This is a genomic window from Clostridium folliculivorans, from assembly GCF_024341905.1.
GTDB lineage: Bacteria > Bacillota > Clostridia > Clostridiales > Clostridiaceae > Clostridium_AR > Clostridium_AR folliculivorans.
The window spans coordinates 102,038-115,072 of record NZ_BQXY01000012.1 but is presented as its reverse complement, the minus strand read 5'-3'; the positions used below and the strand labels follow the sequence as shown (position 1 = coordinate 115,072).

14 protein-coding genes are annotated in these 13,035 nt (G+C 29.9%); 3 read left to right on the top strand and 11 right to left on the bottom strand.

Going from position 1 to position 13,035, the window contains the following annotated elements:
- Positions 1 to 78 precede the first annotated feature (78 nt).
- The 3 genes from OCU55_RS21715 to OCU55_RS21705 form a co-directional block, all read right to left on the bottom strand.
- Entirely contained in the window at positions 79 to 924 is an 846-nt protein-coding gene (locus OCU55_RS21715) for a carbohydrate ABC transporter permease (RefSeq protein ID WP_261854396.1), read from the bottom strand.
- Positions 924 to 1,802 carry a carbohydrate ABC transporter permease gene (locus OCU55_RS21710; RefSeq protein ID WP_183277122.1) on the bottom strand — a complete coding sequence of 293 codons (879 nt, stop codon included), beginning with the start codon at positions 1,800 to 1,802 and terminating at the stop codon, positions 924 to 926. Before OCU55_RS21710 ends, OCU55_RS21715 begins: the two co-directional genes overlap by 1 nt.
- Positions 1,803 to 2,050: 248 nt before the next feature.
- Positions 2,051 to 3,319 carry an ABC transporter substrate-binding protein gene (locus OCU55_RS21705; RefSeq protein ID WP_261854380.1) on the bottom strand — a complete coding sequence of 423 codons (1,269 nt, stop codon included), beginning with the start codon at positions 3,317 to 3,319 and terminating at the stop codon, positions 2,051 to 2,053.
- Between the two features lie 362 nt (positions 3,320 to 3,681).
- Between OCU55_RS21705 and OCU55_RS21700 the strand changes: the two genes are divergently transcribed.
- The 3 genes from OCU55_RS21700 to OCU55_RS21690 all read left to right on the top strand — a co-directional run bounded on the left by OCU55_RS21700 (position 3,682) and on the right by OCU55_RS21690 (position 5,590).
- The gene (locus tag OCU55_RS21700; RefSeq protein ID WP_261854379.1) at positions 3,682 to 4,419 is read left to right on the top strand and encodes an AraC family transcriptional regulator; all 738 of its coding nucleotides are present in this window, start codon (positions 3,682 to 3,684) and stop codon (positions 4,417 to 4,419) included.
- Positions 4,420 to 4,629: 210 nt separating this feature from the next.
- Positions 4,630 to 5,070 (top strand): hypothetical protein, encoded by a 441-nt coding sequence (locus OCU55_RS21695; RefSeq protein WP_261854378.1) that lies wholly within the window; start codon positions 4,630 to 4,632, stop codon positions 5,068 to 5,070.
- Between the two features lie 322 nt (positions 5,071 to 5,392).
- Complete coding sequence (locus OCU55_RS21690) at positions 5,393 to 5,590, top strand: hypothetical protein (RefSeq protein WP_261854377.1); 198 nt, start codon at positions 5,393 to 5,395, stop codon at positions 5,588 to 5,590.
- Between the two features lie 146 nt (positions 5,591 to 5,736).
- Here OCU55_RS21690 and OCU55_RS21685 read toward each other — a convergent pair whose 3' ends face one another.
- The 8 genes from OCU55_RS21685 to OCU55_RS21650 all read right to left on the bottom strand — a co-directional run bounded on the left by OCU55_RS21685 (position 5,737) and on the right by OCU55_RS21650 (position 12,804).
- A complete protein-coding gene (locus tag OCU55_RS21685; protein ID WP_261854376.1) occupies positions 5,737 to 7,113 on the bottom strand; it encodes a bifunctional metallophosphatase/5'-nucleotidase in 1,377 nt (458 codons plus the stop codon).
- A 24-nt stretch (positions 7,114 to 7,137) separates the two neighbouring features.
- Entirely contained in the window at positions 7,138 to 8,418 is a 1,281-nt protein-coding gene (locus OCU55_RS21680) for an MFS transporter (protein ID WP_261854375.1), read from the bottom strand.
- A 289-nt stretch (positions 8,419 to 8,707) separates the two neighbouring features.
- Positions 8,708 to 8,968 carry a YkuS family protein gene (locus tag OCU55_RS21675; protein WP_261854374.1) on the bottom strand — a complete coding sequence of 87 codons (261 nt, stop codon included), beginning with the start codon at positions 8,966 to 8,968 and terminating at the stop codon, positions 8,708 to 8,710.
- 84 nt (positions 8,969 to 9,052) lie between these two features.
- Positions 9,053 to 9,400 (bottom strand): TipAS antibiotic-recognition domain-containing protein, encoded by a 348-nt coding sequence (locus tag OCU55_RS21670; RefSeq protein WP_261854395.1) that lies wholly within the window; start codon positions 9,398 to 9,400, stop codon positions 9,053 to 9,055.
- A gap of 83 nt (positions 9,401 to 9,483) precedes the next feature.
- Complete coding sequence (locus OCU55_RS21665; RefSeq protein ID WP_261854373.1) at positions 9,484 to 9,783, bottom strand: MerR family transcriptional regulator; 300 nt, start codon at positions 9,781 to 9,783, stop codon at positions 9,484 to 9,486.
- Between the two features lie 259 nt (positions 9,784 to 10,042).
- A complete protein-coding gene (locus tag OCU55_RS21660) occupies positions 10,043 to 10,897 on the bottom strand; it encodes an Hsp33 family molecular chaperone HslO (RefSeq protein ID WP_261854372.1) in 855 nt (284 codons plus the stop codon).
- Between the two features lie 197 nt (positions 10,898 to 11,094).
- Complete coding sequence (locus OCU55_RS21655; protein WP_261854371.1) at positions 11,095 to 11,553, bottom strand: GNAT family N-acetyltransferase; 459 nt, start codon at positions 11,551 to 11,553, stop codon at positions 11,095 to 11,097.
- A 162-nt stretch (positions 11,554 to 11,715) separates the two neighbouring features.
- Complete coding sequence (locus OCU55_RS21650) at positions 11,716 to 12,804, bottom strand: nucleotidyltransferase domain-containing protein (RefSeq protein WP_261854370.1); 1,089 nt, start codon at positions 12,802 to 12,804, stop codon at positions 11,716 to 11,718.
- Positions 12,805 to 13,035 lie beyond the last annotated feature (231 nt).

The following is a 13,035-nucleotide window of genomic DNA, read 5'->3' as shown; positions in this document are numbered from 1 at the left end:
TCAAAGCATATATTTCGACCTATATAGAAATTTGAAAACAATATTAATATACAAATTGTACACTATTAACTGCATGTGTTATTTTACAGCACCAGCCATAACTCCCTTAATGATGTGTTTTTGAGATACCAAATAAAATATAACTACTGGTATTACTGTAAGAACAAGTCCCGCCATAGCTAAATTCCATTGAATTGTAAATTCTCCAAAGAAATAGAAGGTTGATAATGGAATTGTTCTAAGTTCTGGATCTCTTAATACTAATGATGGTAGCAAATAATCATTCCACAAACTAATTACATTCAAAATGGCCACGGTTACCGTAATTGGTTTTAAAGTTGGAAATACAATTCTCCAGAATAATTGAAACTTATTGCAGCCATCTATCATAGCAGCTTCTTCTAACGCAAGTGGAACACCTTTTATAAAACCATGATATAGAAAAACAGCTAAACTTGTTCCGAATCCAATATTCATAAAGATTAAACCATAAAAGGTATTTATCATTGAAAATTGAATTGAAGGAATTTCCCACTTACTCATGTATTGCATTAATGGAATCATAACTGATTGAAATGGTATAAGCATTGTAACTACAAAAACTAAAAGTATAATATTTGCAATCTTTGACTTGCTACGAACTAAAACCCATGCTGTCATAGATGATAAAGCTATTATTAATACCGTACTGATTACGGTTACTAGTAAAGAATTGAATAATGCATGTAGAAAATTCATTTTATCAATTGCTTGTAGATAATATGAAAAATCAAAAGTTTTAGGTAATCCAAGTGTATCAGTAAATATTTGATCTCTTCCTTTGAAGGAATTGACTATCATAATATATATAGGAAATAAAGTCATGATTGTTATAATAATTCCAAGTACAAGTATGATCTTAGATGCTCTAGATTTTGACTTCATCACATTTCAACCTCTTTCTTTTTAGTAATAGAAATCTGTATAACAGTAATCACCATTATAACTAAGAAAAACATTATAGATTTAGCTTGTGCTTGAGCATACTTGTTGTAGCCAAAAGCTGTGGAAAATATATTCATACTGATAAGTTCAGTAGTTCCATAAGGTCCACCATTTGTTAAAGATAAATTTGTATCGTATTGCTTAAAGGAATTTGCTAAGGTAACAAATAAACTTATTGTGAAGGCTGGAGCTATTAAAGGAAGAACTACTTTCCTAAATTTATGCCATGGGCCTGCACCATCAATATCTGCTGCTTCTAAGACTTCATCAGATATGCTCTCAATTGACGCAATATATATTATCATCACATATCCAGCCATTTGCCATACTCCTACAACTACTAGAGCCCAAAAGGCTGCTGTAGGATTATCAAGCCAGTTGAAAAAAACTTTAGAGGTATGGGTCATTTGTCCTATACTTTCAAATAATTTTGTAAATACAAACTTCCATATGAAACCTAATATTAACCCTCCGATTAAGTTAGGCATAAAATATACAGCTCTAAAGAAATTTTTAAATTTAACCTTCGAGGTTACTAACATTGCTAATGCAAGTCCTACTATATTAACGAGGATAGTCATAGCAATAACATATTTAGTTGTTAGCCAAAATGATGCAGCGAATTTACCATCATCAAATGCTGCAACATAGTTTTTTATCCCTACAAAACTAGCACCAGTAAAAGCAAATCCATCCCAGTTAGTAAATGAATATATTATACCCATTATAAAAGGGATAACAACAACATTGGCAAATATGAATAATGACGGTAGAACAAATAATGCTGTGGTTATTTTGCCCTTAAACTTTCTATTCATTGTTTTCGCTCCATTTCGTATTATTATTTTATATAAAACCCTTTAATGAATTTATTTTCTTCTTTAAGTTTCCTCTCAAAATCCACAAGAGGAATAAAAACAAATTTTAATCAAATGTATATAACTCTCTTCACTATCAAATTATACATGCCCGAAAATCTTTAGCTTCCACGACTTTCGAGCAAGTACAATTTATCATATTGATTATATCTAAAAGCCTTTATACGATACTTTTAGGTTTATTTATATTATTTCTTTGCAGCATTTGTCCAAACTTTTTGTATTTCATCTAATAATTGATCAGAGTTTATTTGACCAGCATAGAATTTTTCCATTGCACTTGTACAATCTTTATCAACACCTGCAGGGAAAAGATTGAATGTCCATGGTATAGTTTTTCCTGCATCAGAGTATTTTGAAACTTCTTTAGATAGAACACTTAAATTACTTGTGTCAAAGCCAGTATAAGCAGGTATTACCTTAAACTTGTCTGTAACAATCTTTTGTCCATCTTTAGTAGTAAATAACCAATCTAGGAACTTAATTGCTCCATCTTGTTGTTCTTTTGTAGCTGCATTATTTACATGGAAGAAGTTTGTATTTCCTACAGCTAAAGAAGCATTTCCGTTAGCTGGCATTGGCATCATTCCATAATCGAAACTAACTTTGTATTGATCTATTATTGATTGAGACCAGTTACCTTGGTGTATAATTGCATATTTACCTTGTGAAAAACCAGCAACTTGATCATCATAACTATCTTTAGCAAGATTTGTGTATGGTTTTAATTTTTCTAAATCTTGTGCATATTTCTTAACTTCTGGAATATCCTTAAGGTTTAATTGTCCAGCTGATACCTTTGTTATAGAATCTTTGTAATTATTCATTGTTGCAAAAGGCCAGTTAAATGGATGCATAAATTGGAAATAAGTTTCCTTAGCAAATGCAAGTGGCTTTACAACACCCTTAACTTTTGAAATTTTTTCACAAGCAGCAGTTAAATCATCCATAGTCTTTATGCTTGCAGCATCAACGCCTGCATCTTTAAATATTTGCTTATTATATACTAGTCCAATACCTTCAACTGCTAATGGAAGTCCATATAACTTACCATCTTTTGTTGTATCATCAGCCTGTCCTTTAGCTATAATCTTTGCTGATGCAGCTGAATCCATTGGTGCCATATACTTGAAGAACTTTTCAAACTCGCTTCCACTTCCACAAGTAAATATTGTAGGTGCTTTTGCAGGGCTTGATGCAAACTGTGATTGTAAAGTAGTAACTAAATTATCTCCAGCAGATCCTAAAATCTTAACTTCAACATCCTTTTGAGATTCATTAAATTGTTTTGCTGCAGCTTCAAGTTCTGTTTGAATTTCAACCTTGTTTTGAATTAAAGTAACTTCTGCCTTGCCTGATTTTGAACCATTAGTTGCGGAATTAGATCCACATCCAACCATTGTTGATAAAGCAACCGCCATAACACAAATAACACTTAATAATTTTTTTGTTTTCATACTTTTTCCCCCTATTTTCTAATTAATTTCTATTGGTTAGAAGTTTAAAATTAGACATATTAATTAATAGTTGTTCATTAGATTTGTTTATAAACGTTTACAGTAAGTGCCATACAAAATAATATTCTTTAGACACAAAAGTCTACTTAAAATATTTTTATAAATTTACTGTGCAAATTTATACATATGACTACAAATATTATATGTTTGATAATCAAGGAATCCTTTACATGGTCAGCGCTGTCTCTTCCTTAATTTGTTAATTGCTATATTGACATTATATACAAGAAAAACTATAATTTTTTATACAATATTAATAAAATTTACACTTTATTAAGATTACTTTTGAGGTGATACAAAAAATGCAGAGCATATATAAAAAAATCGAATATACAATGGCAAAGAATAGATACGCCTCGTATATCCATCCACCTTATGAACTTGAATCAAAACTCGTACATAGTATTCAACAACTGGATACTGATACTGCAACTACTATCTTAAAGAAAATTAATTCCCTTGAAAGGGCTGAATTATCTAAACAACCACTTACTTCTCTTAAATACTCTATTATAGGATCCTGTACAATCTTCACCAGAGCTGTAATAGAAGCAGGATTGGATACTGAAACAGCCTTCATACTAAGTGATCATTATATTAATCTAATTGATGCTGCTTCTAATATTAATGCTTTACAGGAATTAGAATATATAATGTTAAATGATTTTATTAATGTTTCAAAAAGGTACAAGCAGTACTTTTACAATCCTCTTATAAATCGTGTGATTGAATACATTAAGAAGAATATTGAAAATCCCTTAACGCTTCAAGAAATTTCTTCTCTAGTAGATGTACATCCAAATTATCTTTCAGCAGCTTTTAAAAAAGAAGTTGGTAAAACCTTATCTGAATATATTAGTGAAGTTAAGATTTCAGCTATACAGCTTTACTTAAACAATACTAATCTAAGCATAACTGAAATAAGTCATATATTTAATTTTAGCCATATAACATATTTTTCTCGTTTCTTTAAAAAACATATGGGAGTAACGCCTAAAGATTATAGAAAACAAATATTGATTTCTAAGGTTAGCTTATAAATTTTAAACCTCATCCCCATATACTTATAAAAAAGTAAGGCTGCAGATATCTTGAATCTTCAGCCTTACTTTATTTGGGCCTTATTTAAAGTCTCTAATTGGTAAATATTGATGGTTGCTGTAATAACTTTAACTCTTTAAGCTTAATTATAGAGTTTTATTACGAAAACTTAGTTGAAGTCGAAACTCTAATATAGAGTACTTAAGGGGATGGTTATTATAAAAAGATTTGCTTGTCTGCTTTTAGTTGTGATGTCTAGTACAGTAGTACTTCTTGGTTGCAACAATAAAACTGAAACATCAAAGAAAGTTGACTTTAATAACACAAAACAACTTCAAACTAATAAATCCAATAGTTCTAATAATATATCTACAAATTCTAGTGTACAAGCATTATCAGAAAAAGAAGTTCAAGAATTAGCTGACAATAACAAAGTTCAACAAATGCTTAATCCTATTATTGCTGGCTTCATTCAAACTTTATATAACTGTACACCTACTACATTGGAACAATCTTTTGATAAATTGAGTACATATTCCGGTTTTGAAAATGGAACTGCCTTTGGAGATAGAACTGATAATTTTAAGAATTCCATGAAGCCTTATATAGAAAAACTTATAAGCTATCATATTGATAAATCTGAAATATGAATCTTCGTTACCCCAAAAGATAGTTCTAAAACTTATTATGGTAGTAATCAAACTATAATTGTAAACTATACTGAAAATGATATTAATAAAATTGATAAAGTAAAATTAACTCTTGCACATAATGTTAATGGTGATAAAACTTTTAAGATTACAGATATAGATATACAAACGCAATCAATTCAAAAGTAAAAAGGACTATGTGGTAAAATTAAGCGGTTAGTCATCATATGCTTTATGTATGATATAATCACACTAATACCAAACAACATAAATTCATGAAAACGCTAAAATTACATATCTAAATAAGCTATCTCATCCAATAATGATTGAGATAGCTTATTTTATTCCTCCTTTTAGTGATGCATATAATGCAGACTACAATAATAATATTGTAACTTTGACAAGTAACTTCTTTAGTGCATGTACTGATGGTATTATTACCTTAAAGCTTCATTTCCAAAGTGGAGAGGTACTTCAATATAACATTACTAAGAGCGGAACTACAGTGAAATCTAATTAATTTACAAGGGATTTGTAGATGCTAATAAAACTGCATCTGCAAATCCCTTTTTGACTTTAATATATACTTTAGTTAATACTATAAATGTAATGGAGATTTAAATCTTAATTACATCTGTAATGTTCGATATACTCACTTATTTTTATCTATGCCAAAATCCATCTATCTACAAAAGCTCTTTCAACAAACTCTTTTTTCTCTATATATTCCCTTAAGGTTTCTCTTAAATATCCATGATTATACTTTTCATTTCTATTATTGCTTAACGAGCTATAGCCTGTACCTCTTTGAAGATAATCACATGAAGCAACGGTATATAGCTTATCATCATCAAGTTTTTCTCCATTAATAAATATATTAATTATATTTCTACAGTTGTGTTCTATAATAGCATTAGATACATGCAGTCTTCCTACATATTTCCCCCTAAAACCTGGCCCCATACCATTTGCATAACAATAGTCCGTATCTAAAGAGTTTTGTAAAGCTTCCCGCAGATACTTTCCTTCTATCTCAAAATACGTTGGATTTAATGGTGACGGACATATTTCTAGAAGTTTCTTAAGTGTGACCTTTCCTTTTCTTATCCCTCCATTTATTACTCCACTGTTTATGAGACCTATGTCACACTTTAGTACATCCACTAAAGCATCAGCTAGTAAATTAGTAATTGGGTTTTCCTCAACTACATCATGCCAAAGGTCACGATCAAGTTCATAAAGAGGCTCACTTAATTTGTCTATTGCCTTTTCCTTATTTATCTTTAGAACTTTAATAATATCATCACATTCTTTGCAATCACTAATATTGATATTTCTACCTTCAATCATATCGACTTTAGTATTATTTACTTCTAGTTTTAATACACCTAAGTTTTCCCCATAACATCCGGACGTAAATATAATGGTACCATTCACAACTTCAGGTCTCTCCATCAATATGTGAAAATGGCCTCCTATTATAACATCAACCATATCAACTTTTTCTGCAATTTCTTTATCTTTCTTCATTCCTAGGTGTGAAAGCACTACACATAAATCATACTTACCATCATTAATAGCTATTTCTTCTTTTATTACTTCAACATGATTTTTAAGTTTATATCCACCTAATTCATTAAATGGCCCTATATCTGGAGATGTTCCAATTAATAATATTCTAAGTCCATTTTTATTTAATATGAAACTTCTTCTTACACCTTGTATAGAATTTAATTCTAGATCAAATAGATTGCTGCTTAAAAAAGGAATTTTAGAGTTAGAAGCCATATTTATTAGAGTTTCCACACCGTTAAAGGTTTCATTATTCCCTACAGCTATTGCATCATAACCTGCACTTTCTAATAGCTCTAAAGCAGCAAGTCCGTTTGTTCCTTGCAATTCCATTCGCTTAAAATCAGCGAAATCTCCAGCATCAAGTACTATTGTATTTTCATCTTTAAGTTCTTTAATCTTTGTTGATATCTTTGAAAAGTTCTCAAAATTGCTATGAATATCATTAGTATGTAATATATTTAATCTCATAAAACACTCCTCAATGCTGAATTTTTAATCATTACTCGCTATTTCATTATATTCATCATAATCATTCTCTAAACTTTTTTTATCTGCCTTTTTTTCTATAAATTTGAGCAGGTACATTGATATCGCACCGAATAGCATTAAAGCTGATACAATAATCCAAGCATACTGAAAATCAACAAAAGTAATTACACTTCCCATTACCAGCGGTCCTGTGGCAAAACCAGCGCCCATGAAAAGAAAAAACAATGAGTTTACTCTACCAAGATACTGTTTTGGTGTACGCTGTGCTATATAATTATTAGAATTTATGGTGATTAAAATCTCCCCAACAGTCATTATAATTATGGCTGCAACGAAAATCCCTATAAATCTATTAATAGCAAACATTCCAAATGCTATAAAGTACAAGACACCACCCACAAACATGCTTTTCAATGGATAGGTCTTTGTTGTTACAGATGTTAAAATTGGTGTAAGAACTATTACTGTAATTGCATTAATACTAAACAATGAAGAAAAAACACCTACTCCAGCTTTACCAAATACTTCTACAGTTTGTAAAGGGAGCAAGAAATTCCATTGAACATAGCAAAAATAATATACTACCATAATTAATGAAAATATAACTATTACTGGGTTCTTGCGAATGAATGAAAAGATAGAACCATTACTATCACATTTTGTATCTATAGTTTCATTTTTAGACAATGCTACATTAAGCTCAGTCTTTCCTCTAACAAAGAAGAAAACCATCATTGTAGATACTATTGTAGTAGCTGCATCTAATATAAACAGGAGGTTCAAGTAGTTATTACTAAACAGGATACCTCCTATCATAGGGCCTATAGCCAAACCTAAATTTGAACCTAGGTACATCAATGAATAAGCATTTTTCATTAATGCTTTTGGGGTAATGGATGGTACCATAGCATTAAATGCTGGTGTTGCCAGTGCATACAGGTTCGAAGCTATTACTATAAGCACAGCAACTGCAACTGTGGGTTTCATAAATCCACAAGTTAAGTAAAGTAACGACCCTAAAGATTGAAATATTACGATTATTCTCTTGCTACCAAATCTATCAACTAAACTACCGCCAACTACTAAAAATGGAGCTTGCGATAATATTGCTATTGTTGTAAAAAGTCCAGCTTCATACTTTGAGAATCCTATCTTTTGAGTTAAAATCAAGGTCATTAGTGGCACTATGAAGCTCCCCATTTTATTTATTACCGTTGAAATGAAAAGTACATATATATCCTTAGGTAGTCCTTTGTATACTGACATATGTCTCTTTATATCCAAGAAAAATGTCCTCCTTTTGTTGATCAAAATGTAATTTAATTATACACCATACTCAGCGTTTTTACACTTTTTGTTATTTTATAATAAAAAGTCATCCAGAGTATAAAATTAAAGCTAACTTGTAAGTATCTAGAAATTATATAAAATCTGTTCAATTTGAATACTACATCTGTGTAGAATAAAAATAGACTCATCTCTTCAAAGACAATCCTCAGCTTTGAAACTCTTGGATTACTATGAATAGGTGAGCCCTAATTAGCGTTTCTTTAAAGAAATCACTTATTAATTATTATTTAGTTGTTCTTTGCTGAATTGCGTTCTTTACTTCTTCTGGTGTCAATCCACTTGCATTAATAACTGGAACACTTGTTGAAGTATCACTAAATCCCATCATATCTGTGTTATAGTCTGATGTAACAATTGCATCGTAGCTATCACACTTAGAAACATTGCTCTTAAAATCTCCGCCTAAAACTTCTACTGAAAATCCTTGACCACTTAGATAGTCAGCAATCATAGATAAACCTTGTTCTACACCAATCTTTTTCATATAATCTCACCTCTTTTTTATTTTTCTTACTCATTTTCCCCTCTAAAAGATGTGAGTATACATATTTATTTTGGTAAAGTCTTCTTATTTCTCAATATTTGCTAATGCCTTTTTAATATACTCATAAAGTTCACCGCTCATTCCATTTCCTTTTGCTGCTTGTGGATTATCCATATAATAGCGCTCTGCTGAGTGTATGATTTCGGTGTCTCCTCCAGTGAAAAACTTAATTCCCTCTTGCCACTGCTTTGCAAGTTTAATTACCTTTAAATCATCAATTGGTGTACCATTCTTCATTTCAACTTGAAATGAAGATATAATATTAGTCCAATTATTTAAAAGCTCGTTAGTATTATTATTATTTAGCTTATCATATTGCTTCCTAAGCTTAAGCTGTTGTTCTTTAGTAAAATACTTCTTTTGGTTTCTAATTAATTGTATTGAATTTATAAATTGTTCTAATGAAGGTATCTTCCAAGAGTTAAATACCCCTAATAATTCATTAAGTTCATTTCTTAGTTTTTTTTAAGACTTATCTCTTCATCTAATTTTTTAAGTTGCATCTCTATGACATCAATTGGATTATACTTTGGATTTTCAATAAATTCTTTAATTTCGTCCAAAGAAAACTCTAATTGTTTAAGGGACATAATCTGCTGAAGCTTAATTATATCTCCTTCTGAATAAAGACGATGTCCTGCATCAGTACGAAAGCTAGGGCAAAGCAGTCCAATTTCATCATAATGATGAAGAGTTCTAATAGTAAGGCCAGTAAGTTTAGATAGTTCCCCTACCTTCCAATTTTTATCCTGCACCGTTATCACTTCTCTTTCTTTTGCACTTTAAATTGTGAACCTTAAAATATAGATTTACCAGTTCCATATAAAATCTAAATCTATAATTAAATTGTCATCAATTATTAACAGAAATATCAGCTAGTTTTATAAAATAGAACTGGAATATCTATTCCGCTTTATCAGATAAACTACTTCAATCCTTACACTCAAAATAAAGATTCGATGAATCTACGAATCTTTATTTTGATAGATTTAAATATGAAGTAGTTAATCTATATTAAATCAGAGTCTTTAACTCATCAGAGTTAAAACTATGTTTCTTCCCACAAACATTGCATACTATCTCCATACACTTATTTTGGTTAACTGCATCTATAATTTCTTTTTTATCTAACGAATGTAGCATTGGATAAAACATTTCCTTACAGCATCCACAAAAGAACTTAACTTCGTTAGTTTCCATAACTTCAACATCATCAAATATCAAAGAAGGAATTTTATTAAAGTTCTCATTTTTCTCTAATATAATAGATTGATTTTTCTTTATAATTTCTTTTATGTCATCAATAATTCCTTCTGAAGCCCCAGGAAGAAGCTGTACCATTATGCCTCTAGATAAAATAATTTCGTCATTTTCATTATATAATAAATTTACTGAGAAAAATGTATCAGTTTGCTCACTTTGATTAAAATAGTAGGAAAAATCATCAACAATATTTCCATAAGGCATATCAGTTATACCAGTAAATATGCTATTCATTCCTAAATCCTTAAGTACTTGAATACATCCTTTATCTCCTATCAATTCTTCAATAGGCATGTCTTCAATATTATGTAAATTTGCGTTTAATAATTGATCATTAATAAAGCCACGAACATTTCCAAAAGAATCACAATCAGCAAAAATTTTATAGTTTCTATTACTTGCATTAACTTTTATACTTATTCTCTGATTGCCTTTTAAAATTCCTGATATTAAAGCTGTAATTGTCAAAGTCTTTCCAAGTACAGTTTTTAACAGCTTACTAGTAATTCTATCGTTACAGACTTCTTTTATCATATTAGTATTGTCCATAAATAAAATTCTAACCTGTTTGTTATATGCTAATGTCTTTACGATATGTTCTGTCATCTCTAAATAAATCCTTTCTCAACTTATTCAGCCATTTCAATAGTTTTAAAACTCTCACTATTTTTTACCCTTACGTAAGGTTATAATAGCTGTTAAACAAACTATACAACCTAACGTAGGGTGAGGTGCAAGATTTTTTTGCAAAAAAATTTCTCTCAGCTAAATAACCGAGAGAATATAAAAATCTATATATTAATTTAAGTACTACGAATCCACTCATATTTTATGTCATTTAGATTTTCTTCATTGTCATTTCCTTTTTCTATTATTTTGAATCCATTATTTTCATAGAACTTTTGTGCTTTCTTATTGACTTCAAAGGTGAACAAAGTTAATCTGCCTTTGGATTTGTTTTTCGCAATATCAACAAACTTTTTACCTAGTCCTTTTCCTTGATAACCAATATGGATATATAATTGATTTATTTCATTTTCGTTAAAGGCTAATATGCCTATCACTCTGTTTGTATTAATATCAATTGCTATATATACATCATTATCTATATTCAATATATTGTTTAAGAAATTCAAATGATTTTCGAATGAATGTATTTCTTTTTGACCTATTGCTCTTTCTTTACTCTTCCTCCATATGTTAACTGTGTCTTCTGCGTATATTTCGCTGTATTCTATTATCTCAATATTTGCATTGTTCAATATTACTCCTCCATTTTAATTCCCACTATTTCTCTATCATGTGATAACAAAATCTCATATATATTGAAGTAGTTTATATGAAACAATATCTGGTTGTTACTTACCTAAAGTTCCACCCTTTTAGTCCACCTTTTACAGTATACTATACTTTCACTAATATAGCTAAAGATTGTAATCTCCAAGATAATCTACTTTGAATTCATCAATTGAATCATATATAACCACCTGCATGCCTAATTTGTCATACTCATGTCTATAAATTTCCATAGCTTCAGAGAATGTATTTGAGAATTCCTCTAAATTTTCAGCCTGAAAATCTTTCATCAGATTAATTAAGGCTGTTCCTCTACTAATATGCATTTCATTATAAAAATTATGACAGCTAACACCAGAGGAGAATGCCAAAAATATATCATTATGCTTTAATGCATATTGTATTTTGTTCCTCCAGTTTGACCAAATCTCTTCATATGTTCCTTTAAGACTATCTTTTGTAGGCACTGTCATATCAATGGTTTCTGCTTCTATGTCATCATATAACTCCCTAACTGCCTTAATAAGTATTTCTGTAGCTTGTTTAATTTCTTCTACTGATTTTGCAAATATTACATTATTGAAATATTTTTCAAAATCCCTAGGTACCCTTTCCATTGCTATTAGCTCTTCTAGCTGATGCTTAACACCAAGTTTAAAATAATTATGATTGAGATAGCACACAGTATTAGTCAAATTATTTATTACATCTCCAGATAACTTTCTCACAATGCCAATTTCATCTTCTAGCATCATTTGCCCATATGAAAGTATTGCGTTATCTAGATGTTTCTTTGTTTTTTTTAGCAAATCTGAATTCATTGGACCGTTTATAATATTTAATGCCTTTTCCCTTAATCTCATAAATCTTTCTACACATTCATTATTCCTCGAATAAACTATATCAACATCTATAGCGTGAGATACAAAGGTATTATCAAACTTTGCCATATCCTCGAGTTTTGCCCATGTGGATCCATAGAAATCATATCCTATATCATCTAATATGAAACACTTCGAAAATCCCCAGCCCCTATCATTATTTAGAACCACTAAAAGATCCAAATCTGATTTTTCATGAAAATCACCAGTAAAAAAGGATCCACAGATACCAATCAAATCAATATCATTTTCATATTCATTGCGAACCTTTTGTATTACTATATCTATCAACTCTTTATTCTTCTGTTTTAGTTTATTAATTGTTACTTCATTCATTCTTACACCTCTCATCAGCTTCATTTAATATTTCAACTTTAAATTCTAACCTCCAAATACTTATAACTATGTATAAATTTTAATATTTCTTCCAATGAGAATAAAAGAGAATAGTTTTTTCTATATCATTCTTTATAAAAAACTTACAAAACCTTTGAGATCCCTATGTTTAGATCATTCTATTTAATATACAGTAAAAAAGCTACTCCCCATTATGTGAGTAGTAGCTTA

Excerpts from the sequence above, each read along its gene's own strand:
- OCU55_RS21715 (WP_261854396.1), bottom strand. The coding sequence starts at position 924 with ATGAAGTCAAAATCTAGAGCATCTAAGATCATACTTGTACTTGGAATT.
- OCU55_RS21710 (WP_183277122.1), bottom strand. The coding sequence starts at position 1,802 with ATGAATAGAAAGTTTAAGGGCAAAATAACCACAGCATTATTTGTTCTA.
- OCU55_RS21705 (WP_261854380.1), bottom strand. The coding sequence starts at position 3,319 with ATGAAAACAAAAAAATTATTAAGTGTTATTTGTGTTATGGCGGTTGCT.
- OCU55_RS21700 (WP_261854379.1), top strand. The coding sequence starts at position 3,682 with ATGCAGAGCATATATAAAAAAATCGAATATACAATGGCAAAGAATAGA.
- OCU55_RS21695 (WP_261854378.1), top strand. The coding sequence starts at position 4,630 with ATGGTTATTATAAAAAGATTTGCTTGTCTGCTTTTAGTTGTGATGTCT.
- OCU55_RS21690 (WP_261854377.1), top strand. The coding sequence starts at position 5,393 with ATGATTGAGATAGCTTATTTTATTCCTCCTTTTAGTGATGCATATAAT.
- OCU55_RS21685 (WP_261854376.1), bottom strand. The coding sequence starts at position 7,113 with ATGAGATTAAATATATTACATACTAATGATATTCATAGCAATTTTGAG.
- OCU55_RS21675 (WP_261854374.1), bottom strand. The coding sequence starts at position 8,968 with ATGAAAAAGATTGGTGTAGAACAAGGTTTATCTATGATTGCTGACTAT.
- OCU55_RS21660 (WP_261854372.1), bottom strand. The coding sequence starts at position 10,897 with ATGACAGAACATATCGTAAAGACATTAGCATATAACAAACAGGTTAGA.
- OCU55_RS21650 (WP_261854370.1), bottom strand. The coding sequence starts at position 12,804 with ATGAATGAAGTAACAATTAATAAACTAAAACAGAAGAATAAAGAGTTG.